Below are 25,560 nucleotides of genomic sequence, written 5' to 3'. Positions count from 1 at the left end.
CTCCATTCGTTAAAGTATCAGCTGTTCTGATATTCAGCCGCGTCCTCGTAATCAATGATGCCGTTGATTTTCCTCACCTCGTTTACGCACATGGCGTGAAGACTGTTAAGCGTATCATCGTCAACCTCGTTTACAGCGGCGGTCATATGCGACAGCTTTCCAAGCTCCACGGCGACTTTAAAAAGCAAACGTGCTAGTCTCTGCTCCGTACCCTTTATCTGAGCCTTGACCGTTTCGGTTATCATAGGGGAGAGATAGTTTATGTTATCTTCCTCGCTGAGATAGCCGATGTAGAACTTAATTGCTTTCTCTATAAACTCGCTTTGCGATCTGCAATTGTCGTTTTTGTAATGGACCTCTACGTTCTTCAGCGTTTCAGGATACGCCCAAAGAGCAAATTTGACCTTATTCTCAAAACTCATATGCTACAACTCCTTTAAATATGCCGTAATTTCTTTGCTTTCTGCGGTTACAACCCCTAAATTTCAGAAAGGCTGGATTTACAACCCCTTACCATGAAACTGCCCAAGTCCCGCAAAATTGCGGTCGGCTTTGCCGTCCGCTGTGTCCGCGTCGGGGTTACAACCCCGACGTTTTAACTTGCAAGACAATTTTTCACCTCATACATATATTTTCCGCCTTTCTGAAACTCTGCGAAAAAGCCCCGAATAAGCCCTGCTTGTCCTTAAGGGTAAACTTACCCTGCCTGTGCCTATAGAATCGCACACGACGGCACACGGTTGGCGACAGGGCGGTTAAATCACGTTTTCTCACATTGTAAGCTCGTTTTTATAGCGCTGATATTCCTTTATTTCCATATCAACGACCTCACGGGCGAACTGCTCAGCGGTTTCCTCACTGTCATCGGACAGCTCATATCCTACGGCTCCACAGAAGTTGTCTATTTCCTCAGCCATCGAATCATCTGTGAAAACCTGATAAAACCAGCCCTCTGCGGTTACCGTATTGCCGTTCTTGTCCTCTCGTTCAATGCCTGTGTCACGGCATTTTGAAATATATAAGCCTCTATAATTCATACAAAATCTCCTTTACGTTTTTGGGAATCCGAACGTAAGCTGTTCGGGTTTATCGGTTATTTTCATCCGAAGGTTATGCCAAACGGAATGTAGTCCTGCGTTTTCATTTCCGCTTCACGCTCCGCAGCAACAATCTCAGACAGCGGCACACGGTGCGAACAGGGGGAGTTATCGTTCAGACTGCTTTTCTGATTCGGCAGGCGAGGGCTTCCCACGTTTTGCCGAAGGCTTCTTTGATGACATCATGTCAATAAAATCTCTAACATTCTGCGGCACGTTTTTCTGATATAACTGATCGACATATTTATCAAGCTCCGCCGCAAGCGTAGTATTCTTCTGCTCTAAATACATTTCTATTGCTGACAATTTTTCTTCATTGACTGAAACTGCAACCGATCTTTTCATAGACTCATCTCCGTTTCCATACTCAATTCCTGTATTTCTTCCTGTTCCGGCTGTAGGGTTATAGCTGAAAACAGATCCATATTCTTGCCGTATATCACTCCATAAGAGGTTGCCAGAGAGCCTTTATAGCTCAGAATTTTACTGCCGAAATCCTGTAAATCCATTTCCTCAAGCACAGATAAATCAAAATTCGTCGGCAGATTTCTCGAAAGATATTCTTTGCCGAACTCGTCTGCACTGCAGATATTTCCGACAAATCCGTAACTGTCAAGACAGTTCAGACATTCTGCCGCGTCGGATATTTCTGTGAATTCCTGACTTTCCATTACTGCTTTCAGCTTGACAAAGTCAGCATGAGAGAGCGTTGAAAGCTTTTCCGCCAGGGCGTTCAGTTCTTCAATATGATTCATGTTATCGAAGCTTTCAACTGTGATCCGCGGCAATGCAGATTGAAAATCATAGTAAACCATGTCCTGAACTCTGCCTATACCAAGATCTTTGGCAATGTCATTCAGATTTTCTTTATTGCAGGGCAAAGAAAGCCATTGTGCGAACTGCTCGGTGGATTCACTGCCTGTCGGTTTCGGCGCAATCAGCAGGCGGAAAAAACAGTTCTCAGGCTTGCCAAATTCAATATTTATGTCGGGCGTTTCGTAGTTTGACGGTACGCAATAATAACCGTGAACGAACATACCATTATCTTTGCCGTGAACAAGTCTGCCGATCTTTTCACGGTCGATCAGATCGATATATTCGTCAGGCAGCTCTCTGAGTTCTTCTACCATATCGTTTTCTATCATTGCTTCTCCGAGCTCATAGTAATCTTTGCACGGCCATACGGGAACAGAATCCAAACCGTAGGTCATCAGAAGCATATCTTCAAATTCACACTCAGGGTTTGAAGCCAACAGACTTTCCATCGCTGCTCTTTCAGGATATTCAAGCCTTTCAAAGCGTTCCGCAAACAGATTCAGCTTGTAAATATCTGCAGTAAAATCTCTGCACAGGCTCTTTGGCAAGTCCATATTTTCATGCTCGGAAATCCTGAAATCTACCACGGGATTATCCGTTCCGAGCATATCCAAAGCGTCCTCCAATTCAAAAACTGTCATGGGGAAATCCTTTGACATTCCATTTTTTAAATATATTTTCATTTATTTTACTCCTTTTCTTCAACATAGCTGATATACGGAATCTGAAGCCAGTGCGTCCATTCGCGCCCTGCAAGCTTTGTTCTTGTAACGCCTCGGAGCGTATTCATGGCTTCGATCACTTCGCCGTTGCCGATATATATACCGATGTGACCGTCCGACCAGACGGCAAGTCCGGGTACTTCCGGTATGGTATCTATCGTGCCTTTGACAGCCGCATTCGCAAACATAGCGTTTGCTCCCACGTCCATCATGCCGTTAGAACCGACCTTTATTTCTCCGCTTTTGCTGTCATACCAGCCGTACCCCTTGATGAGCCCAACACAATCCGCCGTCCTTTTGCCGAGCCAGTTTGAACGTATAAAGTCCGTATAGCTTGTGACCTCGCTGCCGAACACAGCGGCTCTGTCCTGTAAAAGCGGCTCCGTCAAAACGTTTCCGTAGGTTCCGTAAACATATCCCCAGCCGTTTTCATGAGCCTGGATCGCCCACTGAACAAGTCCCAGATTATTTTTCTTCTTTTCGTCATATTCTTCAAATTTGATTTCATTGCCGAAGCTTTTTTCATCGCCGTACTGTATCCACGGTATTTCAAACCACGAGGTCCAGCCTCCGGCTGAGATATTCTCCTTTACTATCCCGTCCTCGGCAGATTTCGCATATATCGCGTTACCGTTTCCCACAAAAATACCTATCGTATTCTCTTTTAAAACAGCTATACCCTTGGTTTGAGGAAGAGTTTCGATATTTCCTTTTACGTCCGCCGAATCGAACAGCTCCTGAACGGTCATATCGGAGATCGGATAATTATCCTCGGAAATCGTTCCGCTTTCGTGGTCGTACCATAGATACGATCTCAGCAAATTGTAATTGTCAACAGTTCTCCGGCTCAGCCATTTGTCGCAGTCTGCGGTGATATCCTGCGGATATTTTTCCTTTAGCGCCTTGTATTTTTCATCTGTCAGCAGACTGCCGTCGGTATGGGGAACACAGCCCCACTGAGTTTCATAGGCGTTTTCAGCCCAGACCGACAGGTCTATGTTGTTCTTTAAATCAAAATTCACAAACAGATACGGATTTATGCTGACGTTAACTATCACGGAATACGACCGCATAAATTCGCTGTAATCAATGCTCAGATTGTATTTGCTACCGAGATTTTCAATCAGCTTTTCATTATCGTTCTCTTTGAAAAGCGAACAGTATTCCGCAAAAAAATCCTCATCCTTGTGAACGTCGTCAAAATATGTGAGATATATTATCTGAGCTTTGACGATCATATCCTTGATTCCGAGCTTTTCCATTTCCTTTTCAATAGCCTTGCCGTCGTCCTCCATCTGTGAGAAACGCTCCTTTTGTTCCGGAGACAGACTTTGCATAAACTGACTGAAATCTATATTTCCGTATTCATCCTCCGCCTTTGTCAGCTGATGACCCATTGCCAGCAGCAGCATTACCGGAAGCAGAGCGAGCGTTATTAAAAAAGCGGCGGCAAAGCCTATAGCCTTCCTTACCTTTTTCTTTGGAAGCAAAACCGCCGCGGCTTTTTTGACCGCCGCTGCCGTTATACTCATACGCAACCCTTCTTTCCTTTGTATATATGAAAAGGACGGCTGTTTTACTTCAGCCGTCCTTTAGAGCTATATGCGGTTTTTTCTTGGAATTATAAAAATAGAGCCGATAACGCAGCACTATGGGTAATGTACTGTTTCTTTATATTATTTTCATAATTATGCTTTTAAATATTTTTTTCAATTGCCTGCGGCATGTGATAAACGGCTGCAATAGTCATTGCTATCCGGCATATACACACACTCCTCTATTTATTTCCGTTTTCAGCAATTCACTGCGAATTTCATTATAATGAATAATGTCAACTTCAGAAGGAATTTCAGTAAAAAACGGTCTTGCAAGTTTTGTAAATTCATCAAAATTCATGTTTGGAACATCTAAAGCAATATCCAAATCGCTGTCTGTTCCGCAATTCATAGTTATGGCGCTTCCGAATATAATTAATCTCTTTATTCTGCTGTCCTTCATGGCAAGTTCTATGGCCTTCTGAACGGCTTTCTGTTTAGACGGAAAAATGTATTTGAGCTCATCAGCGCCTTCGCAACGCTTCGGAAAAATATACATTGACATTCGCCTCCGTGTTCTGTTTAAATCATATCGCATTTATCTCTAAGAATCAAGCTATACATGAATTCTTCTTTCTTTTTTCAGCGGATAAAAATACAAACCGAATTTACAGCTCAATTAAGATCATCAAAGATAAACTGCACCGGAACGCGTTTTGTCATCCATACTCCGTTTTCTGAAAGATAAAATTTAAAGCCTCTGCGGTACATTTCGCCTGACCATATTATACAGATATTAAAATCAACACAGCCACATATCCGGCTCTATGTTACATTTATCTGTTAGGACATTGTTATGCCCTGATTTTCTTCGGGTTCTTCACTTTGCCGTTTTTCCTTTTCCGGCTGCTCCTGAAGTCTGAAATCTATTCCGTCTATGCATTTGTCATATACAAACCTCATTGCTTTTTCAAGCGTGTCGTTTGTATAATAATCGCAGAGAATTTCATTGAATTCTTCCAGATATTCATTAGGTACTGAAATAATTCCGCAGCCGTTCTGCATCATTATTTTATTGGCTGCAAGCATTGCCGTTCTTTTATTTCCGTCCCAGAAAAGCTGCGCTTTCATTAATCTGAACATTGTTTCTATTGCACGTTCGGTAGGATTTTCTGTTTTCTTCAGTTCTTCAAGCATAGCGTTTGCAGATTTTTCGGAAGGTACGGAGGGAACGTAGTCAGTTCCAGATATATACACAGCGCCTGTTCTGAGTTTCCCCCGCATAGGCGCGTCATCTCTTGCAACTTCCGCATGTATCCGGCATATATAGTCTAAATCCAACGGTTTGTTTATTGTATCGAAAAGCATTTGCCACGCATGTTTTAAATTCGTAATTTTCAGAATATCCTCCACATCTACTCCTGATACTTTCGATTTTTCAATAATGGCATAGGTTTGAGGAAATGTAACATTGATACCCTCAAGATTGGCTGATTTCCATATATAATCAACGATATTTCGTTTTGCTATAAATATATTTTCTTCAACTGTCAGTCTGAACTTATTTCCCATGAACATTCCTCCCCAAGCTTATTGTACTGATTATACCACATTAAATTTAAGCAAACAAGCGTACTTAAGATTTATCTTCCTCCCGCCACGCCGAACAGCTTTTCCTTGTACTCCGGCGCGTGAACCTGAAGCAGATACCTCTCGTTGCCGCAGCGATAAAGGCACAGACCCTGCTGGGGATATTTTACGAGCGAAAACTCCGACATTTCTAATTGAAGCATATCGGTATACGCTCTTGGTTCTACGTTGCCCGCGTTGAACAGAAACTGATGGATAGGAATAGCAAACAGCGGTCTAGTAAGCTCCCTGATCTCGGGCAGCAGGAAATCGTCGATATTCTGGCTTGCGATCACCATTGCAGATTCCTTTTTCCGCACTCTTTTCATGGCGTTTCTGATGTACTCGATGGCTGTCAGATTTGAAAGGAATAAATAAAGCTCGTCTATTGCCGCGGCGGTGTTCCCTTCGCCTAAAAGCTGATTTGACATATAGCTCAGAATATTGAACAAAAGAGCGTCTTTAAGCCTTTTGTTTGTGTCCATAAGACCTTTTACTCCGAAGCACAGAAACTTTGAATCCTTAACGTTAGTATGCCCGTTGAAATACTTTGCTTCAGCTCCTCTGCACATAGAATGCAGTCCCAGACAGATGTTCTGCAGTATCTCCTCTGTGTACAAACGCTTCTTTTCCTCGTCGAAAATCATGAATTCCTTTTCCGTCAGTTCATAAAGATCGGTCATTGTAGGATAATCCTCCGGCTTCAGCCTGTTGAAATCAGTGAGGTCGTCAATACCGAATCTTGCATACAATTTCATTAACATAATTTCTATCGTATCTATCTCGCTGTCAGAAAAGTCCTTGTATGCTCTGAAAAAGTCCTTTAAATATGATATATGCTGACTTAGCCTTGTTACCCTTCTGAACGCTTCCGGAGACTGTCCGTCACGCTCAGCTTCTCCGAAGGTTTTGGGTTCAAGGGGATTTATCATATATTCTCCCGACATGAAATCGAGATAGGTTCCTCCCAGATTTTCCGTCAGCTCCTTGTACTCCTGTTCAGCGTCTAAAATTATTATGCTTTTTCCGCTCTCCCTCATATTGGTAAGCAAAAGCTTCATAAGGTACGACTTTCCCTGACCGCTGTTTCCTAAAATGAGAACGTTTGCGTTTGTCTTGTCGTCGCTCCGCTTATCAAAGTCCGCCAAAATGTTTGTTCCGAACTTATCTTTTCCGATATAGAAGCCCTTTTCATCGGTTTTTCCGCTGTAATTCAGCGGATAGAGATTTGCGACCGAGCTTGCCGGAAGAACGCGTTCATACAGACTGCCGAACACATTGTATCCGAACGGCAGAGCTGAGAGCATGCCTTCTTTCTGACGTAGAATCAGTCTGTCGACAGTTATTTTTGAGCGCGTAAGCTCCATTAGTATATCCGACTGAAGCTCCTTAAGCTTGTCCTCGCTTACCGCTTTCAGTTCGATAAACACGGCGCAGTGCAGCAGCGGTTCCTTGTTTCGGCGCATATCGGCAATAAGCTGAACAACGTCCTGTAAATTGCTTTCCGCGGCAATCGATTCCGTTACGTCGTTTACAGTCGACATAAGCTTGTTTCTTCTTGCGGCGTGCTGAATTATCTGCCTTTGCTCGGCGCTGTCCACAAGGCGGTTATATATTCTTAAAGTAACCGAGCTTCTGTCGGCAAGATGGGCGAGGATAGCCTGTTCTTCGGTGGTAGGCGGCCATTCTCTGACCGCCCACACGCATTTATACGAATTGCCGCAAATAAAATGGTCGGTAAAAAAACGGACCGTGCCGGGAACGACGCGGTCAAAAAACTCCTGTATTCTGATTTCCTCCGCCTGTTCCGGAGTCATCGCTCTTTTTTTAAACGGCATACGGCTTCTCCTTATCCTGTATCGGCTCAATATATTTTTCTCCCTCCGCGTCCTCGATTTTATCTCCGTTCATAGAGACGTCAAAGTAAATAGCCAGCATTCTCTTTATATCCTCCTTATTCATTCTTCTGACGTCAAAGCCATGCTCCGATATTATTTTGGAAGCGCGGTTTATCTGCTGAAATATCTGCGATTCCTTTTTGTCCTTTGTTCTTACGCAGAACATAAACTGTCTTGCGGTAGACATTTCAAGCTGAATGTCGTCTAAAAACTCCATGTCCTGTTCCAGCAGCTTTATGACAGCGGGATTTTCTTCGCAGTCTATCCTGTTTCTGATATTGATCTTGTTGCCGTCGAAGCATTCGCAGCTGTCAAGACAGATTATTTCAAGCTCCGGTATCATGCTCAGCAGCGTCATAAGGCGGCGTATCTTCGTATCAATATTTTCATTTGACAATACGGATATATTGGTGGGCTGAACGCTGAAAAAGGACAGCTCGCCTTTTTCCGTTTTCAGTCCGTATCTGCCGAAGCCTTTCAGTCCGAACAGGCTTTGCGTTGATTTTTTGTTTTTCATCTTGTTACCTCCAGTAATATATCTGCTGCGCCGTTACAAAAAAGCGGAAGGCGCAGACTATATAGTCCATGACCGTGGTTTCTTCAAGTCTTATTGATAAAAACGCAAACACAGCCGTTACCGCAAAGGGCAGAAAGGTCCAGAGCTGAGTCAGCAAAACCACGGACAGTATCAGTCCGAGGCATATGATAAGGAAATCCCTTATACTCCACAGCCACAGCCTTGATCCGGCTTTCATATTCTGGGGATAGATATATGTTTTTTTCATACTTTCTCCTTTCGGGTATTAAAAAATCCGCTGCAAATCAGCGGATTTTTAATTCTTCAATGTCATCAAACATAAACTGAAGCTTATCTGTTCTTTTGCGGATATGATAATGACCGCAGTACCATTTTTTATAGTCTGTAATTTCTTCAATATGATCCAGCCATATCTCTGTGCTTGTATCAACCGTTTTCTGATTTACACAGCTTAGAAAAGCCTCCGCAGGCTGATATTTTAACGGACAGGTATGACTAAGAACAATATCTATAGGATTGTCTTTCAGTACAGCCTCTGTTTTTCTTTTTATTTCTTCCGACGGCTGCTCGTCATCCCACCAGCCGTATCCCTTCATAAGCCTGTATCCCTTATCTACGCTGTAAGCTCCGCCTATTACGAGACATTTCAGTCCGTCCAGGTCATATATTTCTCCGTCGGCTGCAAACAGCAGATTCGGATACTTGCTTTCTTTGTATACAATTCCGCCGTTCCATATTATCTGCTCATAGTCCGGCAGCTTCTGAGGACGCATTTCATGGTTTCCGTGAATACAAAAAAGTGTAACAGGAAGCTTGGAAAGAATATATTTTAACCGTCCGTCGCTTTCGTTACCGTAATAATTTATTCCGGCGTCGCCAAGTATAACGATAACGTCCTCGGCCGTCGTATCGGCTAACCTGCAAAACTCCTTTATTCTCCTAAAATCTCCGTGCGTATCTCCGGTTATATATATCATCCGTCATCCCTCCTGATTACACAGTATATCACCGGAATCTGGCAAAGTCAACTTAAATCACGCAAGCTTTTTCGCTACGAACTGACCCGCCCTTACGGCGGTATTCACAGTGTGGGAAACGCTCGTCATATTGACTCTTACGCTTGTATCCAGTCCGAAATGCTGAGCGATCCTCGGAACCTCGTTTGCCGAAAGCATTATTCCAAGTCCTAAAAGCCTGTTGGTCTGCCATGTAAGAAGTCCCAAAAACAGCAGACTGGTCTGTAAAAACGCAGTCAGACACAAAGCGAAAATCTGCTTGCACCAGCTGCTGAAGCCGTCCGCGTATCCTCTGGGAACGGAAAACATATACAGACTTCCCACTGCTATCTGACACAGCAGTATTCCGCCTCTTTTTATATTGGCAAAAAACAGCTTTAGAACGCAGTAGGCAAGGGCGATAACCGTCAGTATTCCAAGCAGTCCTGATAAACCTATCGTAGAGTGCAGCACTATTGTCGCCGTAGCTCCGAGATCGCCCTTGTTCGCCCCTATAAACGAGCCGAGAAGATCGCCTGAGAATGTGCTCTGAAGCGTTATGCAGAATTTATACAGCTCCACAGGAAGCTGAGTAAACAGCATTACAGCCATAAAGCCTTTAAGAACGTTAAGGCACGTTCCCTGAATATTCGCCCGTCCCGTCTGATATTCGATCGCCGTATCAAACACAGCGACAACAAGCCCGACTGCAAACAGCGCCCAGCCGAACAGGGAAAAAAGCTTAAGGAAGGCTTCCACCCATGCAAGCGAAAAGATTCCCGCGCCCATTCCGTTTATCATTCCGAACAGATCGGCAACCGCTCCGTATATAGTATCGTACATCCATTCAAGCATAACGTCCCAGACAGCCGAGGAGATCGCCGAACCTACCGATTCCACCACCCCGAACAGCTTTTCTCCTACCCATTCCACAGCGTCGCCTATCCATTCAAACATTGCCGTTTTCCTTTCCGATCAAACTGATCTGTTCGTATTTTTTCCTCTGATGATTTTTTAAAACAGTAAAAGCGGCGCCGTCTGCGTATCCGTATCAGCGAATACCTTTTAGATATCCTGTATATTCCGCGCCGTTTTCTCTTTGCATTCATTTTCATCCTCCGTATATATGAAAATACCGCCGGATTATCCGACGGTATTCCTTATTTTATTATAACGTTATCTTTGCCGATCAGCTGCCCGTATCTGAAGCATTCTGTGCAGTGATCGTTTATAATTCCGCAGGCCTGTAAATGGGAATAAACCGTTATTGAGCCGAGATATTTAAAGCCTCTTTTTTTCAGGTCAACGCTTATTCTGTCTGACAGCTCGTTGCTTGCCGGAACGCCTTCGTCCGCATGAGCCTTATACACAATTGTCTTGTTATCCGAAAAACCCCACAGATATTTATCAAAGGAGCCGAATTCCTGTCTGATTTTCAAAAACATATTTGCATTATTGATAATGGCTCTGATTTTTCTCTCCGACCTTATCATATCCGGCGTATTCAGAATATCGTTAATCTGAGTTTCTCCGTAAAGCGCTGTTTTTTCATAATCAAAGTTATCAAAACACCTTCGGAATATCTCCCGCTTTTTCAGCATTAACGACCAGTTTAATCCGCACTGCATGACTTCCATCATCAGAAATTCAAATTGTTTTCTGTCGTCATGAACAGGCTCGCCCCATTCCTCGTCGTGGTATTTCTGCATAAGACCGTTGTCCCGACACCATCCGCACCTTTTAGCATTTTCCATAAATCTCAGCCTTCCGCTTTATCCATAAAGCTTTGTATAACGTTCATAATTTCGTTCAGTCTGCTTTCTCCTATGCCCTTTATCCGTCCTATAGCGGCTTTCAGCTCGTCATAATCGACAGCCTTTGATTCCTCGTCCCTTTTGCCCGATACATATATGCTCGTCAGAAGCTTCTGAAGCTGTTCTCTGTCCATTTTCTTTACAGAGCGGTAGGTTTCACGGTCAAGGGTATATTCGTCCGGCATTTTAATTCTCCTTTGTACAATTTCTCAAGCCATATTATTTTACATTATACCATAATAAAATCCGGTTTTCAACTTTTAATAAGATAAAGGTTAGAGCTTCTTCCGCCGCTTGTCCTGTACCTTTCCCTGCGTTCTATGAGCCCTGCTTTTTCCAAGTCGTTCAGCGCCCTGAATACCGTTGACCTTGAAACGCTCAGATCCTCCGATATAGTTTTAACGGAGGGAAAACACTTCTTTTTTCTTCCCGCGCGGTTGGACAGGTACATATACACAGCCACCGCCCTGTGAGGCAGATCGTATTCGTATATCTCTCTTGAAAACCTCAAGCGTTATGCGCCTCCCGTCTTTGGCAGCTTTTTTCTCAGCATATCCTCATAGCTTACCGCCTGATCCTCCGGAGCCTCGATTTTCTTTTTGGCGTATTTAAGCTCCGCCGCCCGCGTCAAAGTCTCCTTTTTCATATATGTGACCGTTCTTGAGCCTTTATCCTCAAGGCTGTACGGTTCTTCAAAGCTGATACCCCACTTGAAAAACAGCTTCAGGGGAGATATCATGGGGTGAGTTCCCGTTTTCATAACAATGAACTGTCCTTTGGGCATACTTTTAAGCTCGTCCGTTGTCATTAACGGTCTGCCGATCATCTGCAGCGACTGGCTTTTATCTTTGCCGTGCGAAACAGAACCGCTTAATACCGTCTGTTCTCCCAATGATCTGGACAGAATTTCCGCAGACTGTGAATTGGGCGCAAAGCCTCCGAATATAGTTAATTGCGTGTTGTCGGTTATGATCTCCTGTCCCTCTCTGCCGTAATTCTTATCGAGCTGCGCAAAGGACTGAATAATCGCAACAATGCTTATCCGTCTTGAACGGCTTGCGGAGAACATCGCTTCAGCTCCCTCTATCTTAGGGAAAGTGCCGAACTCATCGCAGTAGAACATAACGCGGTTTTTAAGCTTGCCTCCGTTTTCATCGGCGATCACAAGAATTTCCCTGTAAAGCTGCTGGATCAGCAATAAAACCATGAAATATTTCGACTGATCCTCTTCCGGCAGTATAATGAATATCGCCGATTTCTCGGAGCAAAAACGTTCCGCGTCGATCGCCGTGCCGAAGCACAGAATCTGCTCCATTTCCGAGTCGATAAAGCTGTTGAGTCTTGACAGCGCCGTGGACATGATCGACATCATCGCCTGATCCGCGGAATGAAGGGCGGAGCCTGCAAGCCATTTTGCCTTGTGTTCGTCAGGCAGCTTTTCCATCAATACCTTGAAGCCGTTTTTCGGCTTTTGTTTTCCGGCGCTCTCTATAGGCTTTAACAGGTCCTGAATAAGCTTGAACACGGAAACGATATGCCTTTCGTTTTTATCCCCAAATTCAGCAAGCAAAAGAATGACAGAAGCGAGAAGTCCCTCAGCCGCGTCGTAGAAAAACGCGTTCTGACCCATTGCGGAGGAATCGGCGCCGCCTATGCTGATAATGGTTTTGGCTGTGATCTTTGCGTATTTTTCAGCCTTTGCCTTTGCGGACAGATCTTTTTTGTCCTTTAGATAAACGTCCATGTATTTGTTGACAAGGTGCAGCATATTGTTCTCGTCGCTTCGTGTAGGATTACGGAGATCGATAACGGAAACGTTGTAGCCGTAGTACTTCGAAGCGATAGTTCCGTAGTTTCGAACAACGTCTGCTTTTGTGTCTGTGCTGACAAAAGACATACCGCTTGCGCAGGCTAGCTCTATATTCGGATATAAAAAGTATGCGGTCTTGCCCACTCCGGCAGCGCCTATCATCATGGTATGAACGTCGCCCTCGTCCACAAGCGCGACAGTCTTTTTTCCTTTTGTTCTGCAGCCGACTACAGTACCCTGAACAACATCTCCGTTGGAGCCGTGCGGTAAACTCTCGCCCTTACGCCATTTCTCAGGCTCAAATGGGACTTTGGTATATGTCTTTTTTACCTCTGCTTTTGTTGCAAATCTCGCTGTGCCGTACTGGCCGTTTCCTACAGTTTTATTCTTTATTCCATTGAGGGAATAATTGTTGGAACAGTAAGCTAAAATCATCATGACTGCGAACACCGCAAGCATGACTATAATTCCGATTATCTGAGTCTGATTCATATAGCCCTCCTATCCGAACCCGAAGCTTATCGCCTCGGATATTTCTTCCCGCGCTTCTTCCTGCGAGATCACAGAAGCGGACATTTCCTGTTCCGTTTCACAGCGTACAGCGCAGTCCGCAAGCTGAAACAGCAGCTTTGAGGTCTGTATGATTTCCTCCTTGGTACGGGATTGATTATACCGCAGATCACGAGTTACCGCCTTATATGCGTTTTTCAGATCATCCTGCTTGGAAGTCGTTTTACCCTTGTCGGAATATGCCCGGTATTCATTAAACAGCTTGCTTTTGAGCCTGTCAAACATGGCGTTTTCGTTCTTTCCGCCGATAAAGAACGCCGAGGCCGCAAGCGCGTACTCGGCTAAACACCGATACTGTCCGTTTCGGAGCGTCTTAGAAAGCCTGTCGATAATACGGTCCGGACTGCACCTGAAATACCGCAGCTCTGACAAAGTTTCATAATAGATTTCTTTTCTTCTGTGAGGAACAGCCGCAAGAGCTTCAACGCCGTTTTCAGCTTTAAGACATTCGTTCCAGTCTTTAAACTCCGGCAATTTCCTTGATATATCCGTATAACCCTTTTCCTTTAATATATCCGTAAGCCTTTCCGCAGCGTCGATCCCGCCCTCGTCGTTGTCGGTGCAGATAATAATCTCAGATATATGCTTATGAGTTTCCAGAGCTGTAATAACGGCGTTTTCATACACGCCGTTCATGGCGATATACGAGTGATCCTGCCAGTTTTCGGGATTCAAAGTAAGATAGCTTAACATATCGATCGGAGCTTCAAAAACATACAATTTTTTATCGCTGCCAAAGTGCGCAAAGCTGTATTTTGTGTCTGATCCCTCCACAGTCTGCCGGAACGACTTCCCGAAAGTCGCTGTCCCACGTTTGTGAGCCTGTCTTGGAACTCCCTTTTCATCAACTCCCACAAACACAGCGTTGTGATGCTCCTTATCCTCATAAAGCGTATGCCGTTTTGCAAAGTACGAGATAATGTCAGGAGCAATAAACCGCTGTTTTATGAGGTAGGCGAACACTCTGCGCATATTGCCGTTTGCTTCGGGCAATTTGAATTCTTTCGGTTTTTCCTCCCGCACAGCCGCTTTAGGCGGACTGTGGGACAGGGGAGTAACCGTGCGACCTAACAGCTCCTGAACCGCGGTCTGAAAATCCATGCCGTAAAAATACCGCATGAACCTTACTGCTCCGCCGCCCACCTGATTTTTATGGTCGAACCATTTTGATCCGTTTATAGTAATACTGTCGTGCTTGCCGCTGCCGTCGTAGTAAACGAGCTTGTGTTCCCGCCCCGCCGATTCCAGCTTTTCTCCTCTCAGCCTCAGAAAATCGGCTAAATCTACGCTGTTCGCGGCAATTTTTTGTTCTTCTGTAAATGGGATATACGGCATTTTCCACCTCCTGAAAAAGAAAAGCAGCCCTGCGGCCGCCTTTCCTTATTTTTTGATTTTCTTTACACGCGTTCATCTCAGCAGAGAGACTATAAGCTTTGCTCCGAGCTTCATCGCAGATATTCCGATATTTTTTGCTACGACTGTTCCAAACTCTCCGATCAACTCGTCTAATTTCTGAGAGCCTTCCTTATCAGCGTACTTATCAAACAGCTTATTGAATCTGTCTATGACGTCGCCGTACTCGGAGCTTAAGTACAGTGATCGGTCCAGTTCCTGTGTAAATTTATCGTACAGCTCGTCTGATATATCCACCCCTTTCACCTCCGACACTACAATACCACACTATCCGCCAAATAGCTATATCATAACCCAACAATCTTCCGCGGCATTTTTTCCCGCTTTTATTGCATATCGGATATACCTTTTCCCTTCATTTTTACATTCCGACGATAGACCAGACGTAAAGCGGAGCGGTCAGTGAAAACAGCAGACAGCCGAAAATTATTGCCGGAGCCGTCCATTCGAACTGACCGTGCTTGCGGTAGTCCATGTACGCCAAAGAAAGCTTGGCAAAGAGCAGAATTGCCAGAACTACGTCTATCACAGGGAATACGACGTTGTTAACGATCGATTTTATCTGACTTTTTGCAGAGTACCATGTACTCTGCACAGCGCCTGCGACATCTCCGTCGGCGTATGCCGTTATACAGCAGAATACAGTCAGCAAGCATACGGAAATTAAAAGCGCGGTTATTTTCTTCTTTTTCATTTTTCCTCCATTCAGAACATTGAAAGCTGCAGATTTTCTTCCGGTTCTGCCATAGCCGCTTTTTCAGCGGTCCGTCTGAAGCTTTTAAGGTAATTGTCTGTATTTTCAAATCTGCGCATCGTTATGAGATCGTCTTCAGCTATTGCAGTATGCAGAGCTTTCGGGTAATTAATTACAACTAAAATATTCATATCTTTTATCTGGCGGTCGGACAGTTCCCTGATCCTTTCACGGAGATACAGCAGATTCTCATCCTGTTCCATGATCTCCAGAGAACTTCTTGCGTTTTCCCGTATTTCATCGGCTCTCGCCATATAGTCCCGATCTGTTTCCGGCGGCGTCTTGCAAAAATATATCTGAGGATAATCCTTTTCAGACATACCGCTTTCAATTTTATGCTTGAAATACAGAATATGATTTCTTACAAGATTCATATTGACTCCGTCTGAATAAGACGGATCGGAGCCGCCGTGTTCCTTTAAATACTCCCAGCGTTTAAAGGATTTCTCAAGCTCTGCAGCATAGTCCGTCTTTTTTTCTTTTCTGCTCATGTCATACCTCTGTAAGCTTTCCCGTCAGCACAGTTCTGGAGGTTCCCTCCGCTCCGGTACAGGTGGACAGTGAAATAAACTTATCTTTTTCAGATACGCCGATATTTTTCCAAATAAAAGAGTTTTCTTTCAGACCGTCAAGCCAGACGGATATATCTTTTGTCACGTCGTAAAAGCCGCTGTAGCATTCCAGCTGTGAAAGCGAAAAAAAGTCAATACGGAACACGCTGTCCGAAACAGTCAGCCAGCCGACGGCGCGAGCTTCAAAATAGCTCTCGTCCGTAAAATTAATTACATCTGCAAACATAGAACCGTTACGCATATTGTGACCGTAGAGAATATTTATTCCGTCTGAAAACTCCCGCGCGCATCTGCCGTCAAGAAAAACGGACCCCGAATACAAATAGCCGCCGTCATACGCCCTATGCAGGTAATAATCGTTATCTCCCGAATACATGACGGGATAGTTTATGCCCGTATCAGGAATATAAAGCCAGCCTATGGAACCGTCAAAATTGCAGCAAACCTCACGAACCTGTTCTGTCAGCTCCCGCTTTTTATCCTCCGGCAAACGCGCGGAATTGTCAGACTCGTCAGTTATTTCCGCACGATCGGGCATACGCTCGTCAAACACGGCAATGTCGGGCATAAACGGCTTAAGCCTTCTGTAACTCAGCTTCTGGGCAAGATCGTTGCGAAACATTAAATATACGCCTCCCGAAATTAAAACGGCAGCTGTAATAGCTGCCGCCGTTCTCATTATTTTAGTTTTCTTCATAAAGCTCAGTCCTTGTCAATAAAGTCGGGACACTCCGACGCTTTCCTTATTTCTTCCGTCCTTATTCTCTCAAGCTCTTTTCTTTTTCGTATTTTACAGCTTACGAGCATAGCGCAAAGACTTAACAGTCCTCCGGCTATCATAAGCCATGCGGCGGTATTGCTTCGGCTGTCGCCGGTATGAGGAGTATCCTGCGGTATCTCTTTCTGTTCAGCCTCGTCAATCATAACGATCAGCGGATTGCCGTTTTCAGATACGGCGGTCGTTTCAGCGCCGTCAACCGTGACCGTACCGTCATTAAGGACTTCAAAGCAAATATCCGTCGCCAAAATATATCCCTCCGGAGCGGCGGTTTCTTTCAGAATATATTTTCCGGCGGAAAGCTTTGCGACAATATGATTAGTTCCGTCGGAAGTCCATTCGTCCACAACTGTTCCCTTATCATCCAGCAGCTGCATTTGCGCGCCTTTAAGCTCGTTTCCGTCCGCGTCCCGCTTGGATATTTCCACAGTTACAGGCTTATATTCAATTTCGATTCTGATAATCTCATCATTTTCTGAAACTGTCGCAGGGTAGCTTTCATCGCTTAAAATATATCCGTCGGGCGCTGAAAGTTCTCTGATAACATACTCGCCAAAGGGAATGTCGGCAAAAGAAAAACAGCCCTTGTCGTCCGACTTGGCTGTCATTAACGCGTTTTCTTCCGTAAATTCTGTGCAGTCCATTGCAAACAGACCGAACAGAGCGTTTTCAAGAGGGTCGCCGCTTTCGTTTGTCTTGATACCTTCTATTTTTCCACGCTTAAGGCGATTCTCAAATGTTCCGCAGTCGATTGAAACCGTCTGAATATCCTGTCCCTGATATTCAAATGTTACAAGGTATTTTTCGCCGTTCAGGACGTAATGCTCGTCTGTGCCGATTTCCTGAACGTAATATTTTCCGAACGGAAGCTGAACGTCAAATTTTGCGGTCATATTCTCATCAAGGCTGATTTCAGAAATCAGTCCGTCGGCAGGAATAACCGTACCGTCGGCGGCGGTCAGAGCCTCTGCGGCAAACAGTCCGAAGCGGACGTTTGTATACTCGTCTGAATTGCCGATATTAAACAGCCCGTCCTGTTCCATAAGCTTGGAAAGCGTTATTTCTACGCCCTGATATTCATTGAAAAATTCCGCGTTTACCGTATCTCTTATCTCGACTTCCTGTCCCGCATAGGTAAGCTCGATAAATTGCGATTCGCCGTTAAGAACATATCCGTCGGGAGCCTGAATTTCCTTTATTTCATACTTTCCGAGATAGAGCGGATCGGTTTCAGCATAGCCGTTTTCATCTGTTGCGATTTCAGCTACAATGTCGCCTGCGTTTGCTCTTACCGTTCCGTCGGCCGTTATTATGTCCTCGCCTGCAATTATCTGAAATACCGCGCCGGAAAGCTTTCCGTCTGAAAATATCGGAGTGTAGGTCGTAAGGTTTTCTATAGCATTTCCGTTTTCATCTGTATATGCAGATGATGAAACTGCCGCGCTTGCAAAGGTATCTCCTGTTTTCTGAACGCTGATTTTTCCCTTTTGAGCCTTGTTGAATTTTTCAACCGTTATAACCTCTTCCTTACCGTCGACCGTAAAGGGAACGGCTTCACTGCCGAGAAAATATCCCTCCGCCGTCTGTACCTCATGAAGCTCGTAATCTCCGTATACAAGCTCGTTTGGGAGCGTTAACGTTCCGCTTTCGTCAGTATAGAATACGTCAAGGATCATTTCCGTCGGATAGTTTATTTTCTGTTCAACATAACGGGAATTTTTACAGTCCCAAACCTTAAAGCCGATACCCGAAACGGGGATCAGATTGCCTGTTTCAGCGTCCTTTTTTACGATCCTGACGTAGGAGGTCAGCACGGCGTCGTTGATCAGGTAGAAATATTCCTTTTCGTTTTCGCTGATAATTACGTCAAAATCCTCTATCCATTCTGTGTTTTCCCAGCCCTTGGTCTGATGAACCGTATATGTCCCGTAGGGCAGCGTTTTTGTAGCTGCAAAGCCGTTTTCATCGCATACAAGATAATCTCTTTCAGAATCCTTTGCGCTTTCATAGCTTCCTGACGATTTAAGGTAAACCTCGAATTCCGCTCCTGCTTCGGGAGTTTCAATTTGTGTTGTGCCATCGTCAGAATGCTTGATAATTGAGATTTTGCCTTTGATAACATCTTCGGTTACATTTACTGAAATATGATTGCTTTCAATGGTGTAATTTTCAGCTTCTGCACCGATTGAATAGACAGTCGGATCAAGCCTGTACCCCTCCGACGGGCTTATTTCCTGAATAGTATAATTTCCGCAGACATATTCCCTTGTTTTGAAATATCCCTTTTCGTCGGTAGTATAGGTATTGATCAGTTCTCCGTCCCTGTACAGTCCGTAGACCGCTCCCGCAAGGCTTGCATTGCCCTGTGGATCGCCGTTCTCGGAATCCTTTTTTATTACCTCGGCGGTAAATTTCTTAAGAGCGTTTTTAAATGTTTTTGAAACTGTCGCGTCGGCTGTCAAGGTCGCTGTCTGGTCTGCCGGAACAACATATTTAACGGGTACGTTTTTCTCGGAAATGGTATAAGCGATCTTTTTATTATCCTTATCATATACGGGAATATCGGAAAGAACTGCCGTACCCTCGCCGTTGGTGGTAACAGTATAGGTTTTGCCGCCGCCGGAAATCGTAAAGGTCCTGCCGCCGTTTTCTCCGTCCTCCGACTGCTTGTTTATTTTTATAGCTCCTGTCTTTAACGTATTGGAGAATGAAACGGAAGCTGTTTTGCCCGCCGAAACCGTAACCTTTTTCGTCTGCTGTTTCTCATAACGGGCAGGTACGACCTCGGTTACGGTATATTCTCCCGCCGCAAGATCGGGTATATTTATTTTACCGTTCCTGTCCGTTTTTACCTTATACGTTTTTCCGTTTCCTAAGACGATAAATTCAATATCCGCTACTATACCGTCCTCGGAGGTCTTGATAATTTCGAGCGTTCCGTTTTCTACGCCCTTGACCGCCGCGTAGTATTTTCTCGGATCGGCTTTTAGCTCCGCTAACGTCTGCTTTGAATCGCTTGTAAGCGTCAGGAATCCGGTCAGCTCTCCCGATTCCTTAACGTTGTTCTGAGTCAGAGTAACCACAGCGGTCTTTCCGCTGTCCGCCTTTATTTTTAAAGCGTTTCCCGATTTTGATATAACGGAGCCGTCTGTGACTGCCGCGTCAAAGTCTGATAGAACATTGTTTTTATCGGTAAAAGTATATGTTCCGTCAGAATCTGATTTGACCGCCGTAATCTGAGCCGCCGCTTTGGAACGGCTGCCGAATGAAACAGATTTTGAATGAGCCTTTATCAATGATTCGTAATTATAGTAGTATCGGCTTACCTCTGCTGCTGCATAATCGCTTTCAAAGTTAGACAAGGCATTTTCAACAGAGGTATAGCCGTTGCTTATTCTGTTAAAGTCAACATCTCTTTGACCTACTAAAACCTCCCACACCAAAAGCTGTGTTGCCGTGTAACGGTAATATGATTCTAACGTATCAAGTTTACCTGTATATGCATAAAGAAAAACCCTGCCTATCAGACTTTGTATTTCAGTTGCGTCTAATACTGGATTTCTTACTTGCTGTAAATATTTATTAGCGGCATCTTCATTAAACATATCTCCGCTTGCAACGGATTTTCCGGGCTCCATACAGTATACAGCCCTCATGCTGTCGGCTGTGTGTATCATACACCAGTAATCTTCGGCGCGGACCGTATATCCGTCGCCTATGGTTATATCCTTTTTTGTAGCAAGCGCGTCGGCGTTTTCTATCTGCACTTTTGTTTCCGCCGCAAACGCTGTGAACGCTGCGGGAAGCATGGTCAATATGATTGCGATTACCGATAAAATCGATATTCCTTTTTTCAATACATTCTTCATATACGATTTCCTTTCTTAAACATAAAAAAGACCGATGTTTTTACCATCGGTCTTTACGCTTATTTTATTTCATTTTACCACATTAAATATATCCAATATTTATCTCCGTCCTTTTCCCAATATACATTAATGTATAAATATTGTGATATTTCTTCATCTGATACCCCATCATTTGACCACTCCCTATAAATTCTGCCTAATTCCGAATCCACATAATTTTTTATTAATGGAACAGTATCGTTTATTGCAGTATTTATCGGAGGATTAAACGAATATTCACTCCATACATCAACGTATCCGCTTAATATATTAGTTCCTGCCATACCGTAAGACTTAGCAGCCTGTTTGATATATCCGTTTATCTCTGATATATCTGCCTGTGAAAGTCCCTGCGGCTCAGGAGCTTCTGTCGGTTTTGGCTTTGGCTTTTCGGTTTTCTTTGCAGTTGTGGTTTTCTTCTGCGTTTGGCTTGGCTTCTCGGTTTTCTGCGAAGCTGTCGTATTCTGACTTTGCGGCTGAGTTTGACCGCCGTTATTTCCTCCCGCTTGATAATTGCCGTTATTATCCTGTTCGTTACCGTACCGCGGCGCTTGGGTAGTTACGTCGGTCTTCTTGCTGCTCTTTTTGGTACCGCTTTTCTTTTCCGTACTTTTCGCCGTACTTTCAGACGTGGTTTTTACCGTTGTTTTTGCTGATGTTTTGGATGTTGTTTTTACAGCGGTCGTCTTAACTGACGAAGCCGTTGATACGGGCGCGGTCGTTACCGTTGAGGCAGCCGAAGCCGATTCGGTTTTTCCCGCCTGAAGCTCAGCTCCGTCCGGTTCTGTTTTTCCGCAGCCTGACAGCGCAAGTCCGCATATTATCAATACCGCCAATGTCCTTTTCATAATTGTCACACCCCGTGTATATATTTCAGCCTTTGCTGTTAAATCCAGCATACCACACTGCCGCGCGGATATCTACCGTTTACGGAAAAATTCTACCTGTCAGACAAACCGAGCAAGGGTTTTTACAGCATAACCAATAAAAGCTTACGTTTAAAAAATACCATAATTATTGGTATTTGTCAACATCTTTACATAATGATCGTCAAGCCGTCCTCCTGCAGGGAAGGCGATTCCTCCAGCTCTAATACGGGCTGTGCCAGAGCCGCAAGGTATTTGACGATCTGGGGGGAGGTCAAAGAGCGGCTGTCCCAGCCGTCGTTTGTAAGCTCGTTGCCTGAAATATACAGCGTACCGCGAACAAGGACTCCGCCTATGACTCTGTTGGGTTCATAATCATAAAGCAGAAATTCTTCGTTGCACCATGCGACCGCGTCGTTGTCAGGCTCGAAATATATCGGTTCAATACGCCCTCCCACCACTGACTGCATTGCCTGAAGCTCGCGTCTGATCTCAGCGACATAGGGCGCTTTTACAGCCTCCGCGACGACTATTCTCATCATATCCAGATGATCTGTCCGTAATATATCAAAGTCTATCGGTCTGAAGCCCACGCTGTCGCAGAAGTAAAAGCCCATGTCCTTTCCGCCGCAGACCTCTATCACATTGCTTACCGACATGGCTTCTCCGCAGTAGCCGGGCGGCAATTTATCCGAATTGCAAAGCGCAAAGACTTCTTCAAGATTTCCGCAGTTTACGGTACCGCCGTATACCTGACGGTAGTTTTCAGCCTTTACACCTCCGTGCGATTGTGTGTAATCGTAGTCCATAAACGCAAGCTTGTTTTCGTCCTTTTCATGGTCTATCTGAAATATCCTTATCTTCATCTGCGGAGCCTCCATATACTCGAGCCGTTTCACCGCCCACTTCGGAAGCTGCTCTCTGTCCGCGATGCCTATGAATTCCCCGCGGCGCAAAGAAGCTCTGTCCCCGTCGATGAGATAGTTACCGAACACCAGTCCGCCGGGTTTTTCCGGATCGCATCCGCAGCCGTCAGCGGCGTAGAAATACTGGTATTCCGGCTTTCTGTATTCCTCTGTCAGAAGCTCCGGCTTTATTATCATCAGCTTATTCGTATAGTCCTGCGGTTCATCTGAATGAACGCATTGCTTGCTGCCGAGAAGCCCTAACCGGGCATATTTTTCACGGACCTGCTCGGTAAAGCCGTTAAGCACGGCAGGGTGACAGTCGGAGCAGTATTCTATCGTTTCTTTTTGAGATATATGGCTTGGAATCACAGACTTCGCCCACGCCTTATTATCCTCCGAGAACCTGCCGTCGTTAGCGTTGTTTCTGATACTTGCCGCAAGTACCCACATGGCGCGGTCGTATCCGAATCTTGCAATTACGCTCTCCGCTCCCGAATCGCTTAAGCTGTATCCGTCGAAGCTTTCGGAAGCCGCTTTGTCAATCTCCTTGCAGCAGCGTATATTTTCTATACGGCTTTCACGCCATAGTTCGGTTTCCTCGCATATTTTTGCCTCTTCATAGGATTTTCTGTACAGAAATCTCATAATTTATCCGTCCTTTCTTTAAAACAAATTGTCTGAGCCTAAGTCCTTCGCGCATATACCGCGGATGGGACAGCCGGCGCAGTCGTCGTATTCATCGCAGACCGCCTGCTTTTCCGCCTCCGTAAGCTCTTTGTGAAGCAGGGTGAAAACGACTCCGTCCTCGTTCTTTTCAAGCTCCGCCGTCACGGGAAACCCATTCTCATCATAGAGACCGTCAAATCTGGATATTCCGTTTTCAGTCATCGCCTGCGTCATTAATACTTTTTTCATTTAAAATACCTCCCGTATTTTCGTCAAACATTGAAAGCTGAAGCGCGTTTCTTTCCGTTTGCCTGTAGTTTGAGATAAACAGCTCGCTGTACATACAGCCGCCTTCGTACCTTTGAGCAAGATTGTTAAGCCTTGATATTTCCTCAATATATATGCCCGGTCGGTCCCACAGCTTCCTGATTTCAGGGCAGTCGTTATACGATACCAAAAACTTTCCCTTGATTTTCAGAAGCGTATCTCTGAGTCTGATATGATCCTCCTTTTTAAAGCCGACGTCCTTGTAGTAGTTCTCCGTGGAAAAGTACGGGGGATCGCAGTAAAAAAAGCTGACGGAGCGGTCGTAATGCCTTATCAGCCCTTCAAAATCCTTATTCTCGATCACAACCTTCTGCAATCTTCTCGCCGCCATATCTATCTGCGGAAAATCCGCCCACATGGAATGAGGCTGACTGCCGAAGCTGTCAAGACCGCTTGCATAGCTGTACCGTATCAGCTGATAGAACTTAGCCGCCCTGTCAGCGTCGCGGAATCTGCCGAACAGTCCTTTCTTATGAAGAGCCGCGATCCAATTAAAGTCCTCGCGGGAATTAAGGACGTACCTGAGCTTGTATTTAAGCTTATTCGGTTTATCCCTGACGCAGCGGTACAGATTTGCAAGGTTTGAGTTATAGTCGTTCCAGACCTCGAAATCCATGCCCGGCGGTTTATGAAACAGTACCCAGCCTGCCCCTCCGAAAACCTCGATATATTTCTCATAGTAAAGCGGAAACCTTGAGAGAATCTCGTCCCTCAGCGCCTTTTTGCCGCCTACCCACGACATGAAACTGTCCATTTTACTCCTATCCGCCGTTAAAGCCAATGACAGAAGTTAAGCCGTTTTGCCGATTACAGAATCTTTTCTGTCATTGGCAAAACGGCTTGTCCTCGCGCGGACGGCGCAATTTGCGCTATAGCTTTATTATCGCATACTTTTCAATCCGCGCCTTTTGTTTTGATTCAAAAATCAAATGTCATTTTTAAGGTTATTTAATTCTTTGTTAAGTCTTTCGATTTCTCTGTCGGCGTTTTTTGCCGATACCAGAAGGCATCCGACAGTAAGCCCCGCTGTTCCTCCTATCGCCAGACCTATGAATAAATTAAGCATTATTTCATCTCCATTCCAAGCTCTTGAGTTTGTTCGATAAAATCGGCGAACGTAACGATTTCACCCATAAAGTTCGGCTCCGTATCCTCGGTCAGAGGTATGAATCCCTTTTCTCCCAGATCAAGCGGTTCTTTGGTTACGACCGAACCGCCGCGATTAACGGCAACTCTCTTTTCTATTGAACAGAAATGTGATCCGTCGTCCGATGTTCGTAGCTGAAAGCAGTGCAAACCTTTGGGAATATCAGCGTCTGTTATTCTGTCGTTGGTAAACAGCGCAGTCTGTCCGAATAGTTCTATAAGCTCGAATTCGTCCTGACTGAAATCAATATACCCTGTTCCGGCTGCGTTTAGGATAAGTCCGTAATCCTCAAGATCGACATCCATAACTTCTGCGGCAAATTCAAGTCGTTCCTTTTCGCTTTCGGGAAAATAATCTCTTATTCGCTCACCGTCATAATACTGATACCTTCCGCAGTTCATGCCGATATCCTCATCCGCCCACTCATGGTTGATTTTAATTTCGGGAAACATTTCCGCCAGCCTTTGTATGACAGGATGCGGCGCTGACCACGCCGTAAGAAATATTATCTCATTATCAGCTCTTTGCCGGGCATTATTATCAAACCCGTAAGCATTCCATTTTGTTCCCCAGTTGGCTATACACCAGTCGTACCAGTTGTTTTTGCCGTAGAGCTTAAATTCCTCCCGACTGAGACCACCCCGATAAATATTTTCAGGGATAGGAATGATCTTTTCAAAATCGATCGTTCCTATCCCTGATTCATTTTTGACTGCGTCCATAACACGTTTTACCGTATCGGGATCGCCTGTAATCTTTATTCGGTTTGTTACATGATTTGGCATTTTACTCTCCTT

At 44.8% G+C, this 25,560-nt stretch carries 28 protein-coding genes; all 28 read right to left on the bottom strand.

Annotated features, from left to right (window positions below; genetic code table 11):
* Positions 1–17: 17 nt before the first annotated feature.
* Positions 18–422, bottom strand: coding sequence for a hypothetical protein (locus EIH25_RS08845; RefSeq protein ID WP_124100714.1), 405 nt, complete (start codon positions 420–422; stop codon positions 18–20).
* 348 nt (positions 423–770) lie between these two features.
* Positions 771–1,037 carry a hypothetical protein gene (locus tag EIH25_RS08840; protein WP_124100713.1) on the bottom strand — a complete coding sequence of 89 codons (267 nt, stop codon included), beginning with the start codon at positions 1,035–1,037 and terminating at the stop codon, positions 771–773.
* Positions 1,038–1,205: 168 nt separating this feature from the next.
* A complete protein-coding gene (locus EIH25_RS08835) occupies positions 1,206–1,442 on the bottom strand; it encodes a DUF6103 family protein (RefSeq protein WP_124100712.1) in 237 nt (78 codons plus the stop codon).
* Positions 1,439–2,596, bottom strand: a complete 1,158-nt coding sequence (locus tag EIH25_RS08830) for an antirestriction protein ArdA (RefSeq protein WP_124100711.1) — start codon at positions 2,594–2,596, stop codon at positions 1,439–1,441. The genes EIH25_RS08835 and EIH25_RS08830 overlap by 4 nt, the downstream gene beginning before the upstream one ends.
* 5 nt (positions 2,597–2,601) lie before the next feature.
* Positions 2,602–4,167 (bottom strand): hypothetical protein, encoded by a 1,566-nt coding sequence (locus tag EIH25_RS08825; RefSeq protein ID WP_124100710.1) that lies wholly within the window; start codon positions 4,165–4,167, stop codon positions 2,602–2,604.
* Between the two features lie 220 nt (positions 4,168–4,387).
* Positions 4,388–4,735, bottom strand: coding sequence for a nucleotidyltransferase domain-containing protein (locus EIH25_RS08820; protein WP_124100709.1), 348 nt, complete (start codon positions 4,733–4,735; stop codon positions 4,388–4,390).
* A gap of 278 nt (positions 4,736–5,013) precedes the next feature.
* The gene (locus EIH25_RS08815) at positions 5,014–5,742 is read right to left on the bottom strand and encodes a Fic family protein (RefSeq protein WP_164489203.1); all 729 of its coding nucleotides are present in this window, start codon (positions 5,740–5,742) and stop codon (positions 5,014–5,016) included.
* A 71-nt stretch (positions 5,743–5,813) separates the two neighbouring features.
* Complete coding sequence (locus tag EIH25_RS08810) at positions 5,814–7,637, bottom strand: DUF87 domain-containing protein (protein ID WP_124100707.1); 1,824 nt, start codon at positions 7,635–7,637, stop codon at positions 5,814–5,816.
* Positions 7,627–8,214 (bottom strand): hypothetical protein, encoded by a 588-nt coding sequence (locus EIH25_RS08805; protein ID WP_124100706.1) that lies wholly within the window; start codon positions 8,212–8,214, stop codon positions 7,627–7,629. The genes EIH25_RS08810 and EIH25_RS08805 overlap by 11 nt, the downstream gene beginning before the upstream one ends.
* A 4-nt stretch (positions 8,215–8,218) precedes the next feature.
* Positions 8,219–8,482 carry a hypothetical protein gene (locus tag EIH25_RS08800; protein ID WP_124100705.1) on the bottom strand — a complete coding sequence of 88 codons (264 nt, stop codon included), beginning with the start codon at positions 8,480–8,482 and terminating at the stop codon, positions 8,219–8,221.
* A gap of 37 nt (positions 8,483–8,519) precedes the next feature.
* Positions 8,520–9,212, bottom strand: a complete 693-nt coding sequence (locus EIH25_RS08795; protein ID WP_124100704.1) for a metallophosphoesterase — start codon at positions 9,210–9,212, stop codon at positions 8,520–8,522.
* A 57-nt stretch (positions 9,213–9,269) separates the two neighbouring features.
* On the bottom strand, positions 9,270–10,187 hold the full coding sequence (locus EIH25_RS08790) for a conjugal transfer protein TrbL family protein (protein WP_243113126.1): 918 nt from the start codon (positions 10,185–10,187) through the stop codon (positions 9,270–9,272).
* Between the two features lie 203 nt (positions 10,188–10,390).
* Positions 10,391–10,984: a DNA-3-methyladenine glycosylase I gene (locus EIH25_RS08785; protein WP_124100703.1), complete on the bottom strand. Its 594-nt coding sequence runs from the start codon at positions 10,982–10,984 to the stop codon at positions 10,391–10,393.
* Between the two features lie 5 nt (positions 10,985–10,989).
* Entirely contained in the window at positions 10,990–11,229 is a 240-nt protein-coding gene (locus EIH25_RS08780; protein ID WP_124100702.1) for a hypothetical protein, read from the bottom strand.
* Between the two features lie 68 nt (positions 11,230–11,297).
* Positions 11,298–11,555 (bottom strand): helix-turn-helix domain-containing protein, encoded by a 258-nt coding sequence (locus EIH25_RS08775; RefSeq protein ID WP_124100701.1) that lies wholly within the window; start codon positions 11,553–11,555, stop codon positions 11,298–11,300.
* Between the two features lie 3 nt (positions 11,556–11,558).
* Positions 11,559–13,346, bottom strand: a complete 1,788-nt coding sequence (locus EIH25_RS08770) for a type IV secretory system conjugative DNA transfer family protein (protein ID WP_124100700.1) — start codon at positions 13,344–13,346, stop codon at positions 11,559–11,561.
* Positions 13,347–13,355: 9 nt separating this feature from the next.
* Positions 13,356–14,759 (bottom strand): toprim domain-containing protein, encoded by a 1,404-nt coding sequence (locus EIH25_RS08765; protein WP_124100699.1) that lies wholly within the window; start codon positions 14,757–14,759, stop codon positions 13,356–13,358.
* A gap of 72 nt (positions 14,760–14,831) precedes the next feature.
* Complete coding sequence (locus EIH25_RS08760) at positions 14,832–15,074, bottom strand: hypothetical protein (RefSeq protein WP_124100698.1); 243 nt, start codon at positions 15,072–15,074, stop codon at positions 14,832–14,834.
* Positions 15,075–15,198: 124 nt separating this feature from the next.
* A complete protein-coding gene (locus tag EIH25_RS08755) occupies positions 15,199–15,531 on the bottom strand; it encodes a DUF3852 domain-containing protein (RefSeq protein ID WP_124100697.1) in 333 nt (110 codons plus the stop codon).
* Positions 15,532–15,542: 11 nt separating this feature from the next.
* Positions 15,543–16,082 (bottom strand): hypothetical protein, encoded by a 540-nt coding sequence (locus tag EIH25_RS08750; RefSeq protein WP_124100696.1) that lies wholly within the window; start codon positions 16,080–16,082, stop codon positions 15,543–15,545.
* Between the two features lies 1 nt (position 16,083).
* On the bottom strand, positions 16,084–16,860 hold the full coding sequence (locus EIH25_RS08745) for a class B sortase (RefSeq protein WP_124100695.1): 777 nt from the start codon (positions 16,858–16,860) through the stop codon (positions 16,084–16,086).
* 5 nt (positions 16,861–16,865) lie between these two features.
* The gene (locus EIH25_RS08740) at positions 16,866–20,810 is read right to left on the bottom strand and encodes a SpaA isopeptide-forming pilin-related protein (protein ID WP_124100694.1); all 3,945 of its coding nucleotides are present in this window, start codon (positions 20,808–20,810) and stop codon (positions 16,866–16,868) included.
* A gap of 74 nt (positions 20,811–20,884) precedes the next feature.
* Positions 20,885–21,697, bottom strand: coding sequence for a hypothetical protein (locus EIH25_RS08735; RefSeq protein ID WP_124100693.1), 813 nt, complete (start codon positions 21,695–21,697; stop codon positions 20,885–20,887).
* A gap of 188 nt (positions 21,698–21,885) precedes the next feature.
* On the bottom strand, positions 21,886–23,268 hold the full coding sequence (locus EIH25_RS08730) for a DUF3849 domain-containing protein (RefSeq protein ID WP_124100692.1): 1,383 nt from the start codon (positions 23,266–23,268) through the stop codon (positions 21,886–21,888).
* A gap of 18 nt (positions 23,269–23,286) precedes the next feature.
* Complete coding sequence (locus tag EIH25_RS08725; RefSeq protein WP_124100691.1) at positions 23,287–23,538, bottom strand: hypothetical protein; 252 nt, start codon at positions 23,536–23,538, stop codon at positions 23,287–23,289.
* Positions 23,504–24,358: a DNA adenine methylase gene (locus EIH25_RS08720; protein WP_124101312.1), complete on the bottom strand. Its 855-nt coding sequence runs from the start codon at positions 24,356–24,358 to the stop codon at positions 23,504–23,506. The genes EIH25_RS08725 and EIH25_RS08720 overlap by 35 nt, the downstream gene beginning before the upstream one ends.
* Positions 24,359–24,541: 183 nt before the next feature.
* A complete protein-coding gene (locus tag EIH25_RS08715; RefSeq protein ID WP_124100690.1) occupies positions 24,542–24,682 on the bottom strand; it encodes a DUF3789 domain-containing protein in 141 nt (46 codons plus the stop codon).
* Entirely contained in the window at positions 24,682–25,548 is an 867-nt protein-coding gene (locus EIH25_RS12445) for an LPD28 domain-containing protein (protein WP_164489202.1), read from the bottom strand. Before EIH25_RS12445 ends, EIH25_RS08715 begins: the two co-directional genes overlap by 1 nt.
* Positions 25,549–25,560 lie beyond the last annotated feature (12 nt).

It is taken from the genome of Ruminococcus sp. Marseille-P6503 (genome assembly GCF_900604945.1).
Taxonomy (GTDB): Bacteria; Bacillota; Clostridia; order Oscillospirales; family Ruminococcaceae; genus FB2012.
The sequence above is the reverse complement of the archived record's forward strand: the minus strand, read 5'-3'. Positions and strand labels throughout refer to the sequence as shown.

Coding starts and splice junctions, on each gene's coding strand:
- EIH25_RS08740 (WP_124100694.1), bottom strand. CDS start 20,810: ATGAAGAATGTATTGAAAAAAGGAATATCGATTTTATCGGTAATCGCA.
- EIH25_RS12445 (WP_164489202.1), bottom strand. CDS start 25,548: ATGCCAAATCATGTAACAAACCGAATAAAGATTACAGGCGATCCCGAT.
- EIH25_RS08800 (WP_124100705.1), bottom strand. CDS start 8,482: ATGAAAAAAACATATATCTATCCCCAGAATATGAAAGCCGGATCAAGG.
- EIH25_RS08835 (WP_124100712.1), bottom strand. CDS start 1,442: ATGAAAAGATCGGTTGCAGTTTCAGTCAATGAAGAAAAATTGTCAGCA.
- EIH25_RS08790 (WP_243113126.1), bottom strand. CDS start 10,187: ATGTTTGAATGGATAGGCGACGCTGTGGAATGGGTAGGAGAAAAGCTG.
- EIH25_RS08795 (WP_124100704.1), bottom strand. CDS start 9,212: ATGATATATATAACCGGAGATACGCACGGAGATTTTAGGAGAATAAAG.
- EIH25_RS08735 (WP_124100693.1), bottom strand. CDS start 21,697: ATGAAAAGGACATTGGCGGTATTGATAATATGCGGACTTGCGCTGTCA.
- EIH25_RS08725 (WP_124100691.1), bottom strand. CDS start 23,538: ATGAAAAAAGTATTAATGACGCAGGCGATGACTGAAAACGGAATATCC.
- EIH25_RS08780 (WP_124100702.1), bottom strand. CDS start 11,229: ATGCCGGACGAATATACCCTTGACCGTGAAACCTACCGCTCTGTAAAG.
- EIH25_RS08770 (WP_124100700.1), bottom strand. CDS start 13,346: ATGAATCAGACTCAGATAATCGGAATTATAGTCATGCTTGCGGTGTTC.
- EIH25_RS08810 (WP_124100707.1), bottom strand. CDS start 7,637: ATGCCGTTTAAAAAAAGAGCGATGACTCCGGAACAGGCGGAGGAAATC.
- EIH25_RS08805 (WP_124100706.1), bottom strand. CDS start 8,214: ATGAAAAACAAAAAATCAACGCAAAGCCTGTTCGGACTGAAAGGCTTC.
- EIH25_RS08765 (WP_124100699.1), bottom strand. CDS start 14,759: ATGCCGTATATCCCATTTACAGAAGAACAAAAAATTGCCGCGAACAGC.
- EIH25_RS08785 (WP_124100703.1), bottom strand. CDS start 10,984: ATGGAAAATGCTAAAAGGTGCGGATGGTGTCGGGACAACGGTCTTATG.
- EIH25_RS08845 (WP_124100714.1), bottom strand. CDS start 422: ATGAGTTTTGAGAATAAGGTCAAATTTGCTCTTTGGGCGTATCCTGAA.
- EIH25_RS08820 (WP_124100709.1), bottom strand. CDS start 4,735: ATGTCAATGTATATTTTTCCGAAGCGTTGCGAAGGCGCTGATGAGCTC.
- EIH25_RS08830 (WP_124100711.1), bottom strand. CDS start 2,596: ATGAAAATATATTTAAAAAATGGAATGTCAAAGGATTTCCCCATGACA.
- EIH25_RS08825 (WP_124100710.1), bottom strand. CDS start 4,167: ATGAGTATAACGGCAGCGGCGGTCAAAAAAGCCGCGGCGGTTTTGCTT.
- EIH25_RS08730 (WP_124100692.1), bottom strand. CDS start 23,268: ATGAGATTTCTGTACAGAAAATCCTATGAAGAGGCAAAAATATGCGAG.
- EIH25_RS08815 (WP_164489203.1), bottom strand. CDS start 5,742: ATGGGAAATAAGTTCAGACTGACAGTTGAAGAAAATATATTTATAGCA.
- EIH25_RS08755 (WP_124100697.1), bottom strand. CDS start 15,531: ATGAAAAAGAAGAAAATAACCGCGCTTTTAATTTCCGTATGCTTGCTG.
- EIH25_RS08715 (WP_124100690.1), bottom strand. CDS start 24,682: ATGCTTAATTTATTCATAGGTCTGGCGATAGGAGGAACAGCGGGGCTT.
- EIH25_RS08750 (WP_124100696.1), bottom strand. CDS start 16,082: ATGAGCAGAAAAGAAAAAAAGACGGACTATGCTGCAGAGCTTGAGAAA.
- EIH25_RS08720 (WP_124101312.1), bottom strand. CDS start 24,358: ATGTCGTGGGTAGGCGGCAAAAAGGCGCTGAGGGACGAGATTCTCTCA.
- EIH25_RS08840 (WP_124100713.1), bottom strand. CDS start 1,037: ATGAATTATAGAGGCTTATATATTTCAAAATGCCGTGACACAGGCATT.
- EIH25_RS08745 (WP_124100695.1), bottom strand. CDS start 16,860: ATGAAGAAAACTAAAATAATGAGAACGGCGGCAGCTATTACAGCTGCC.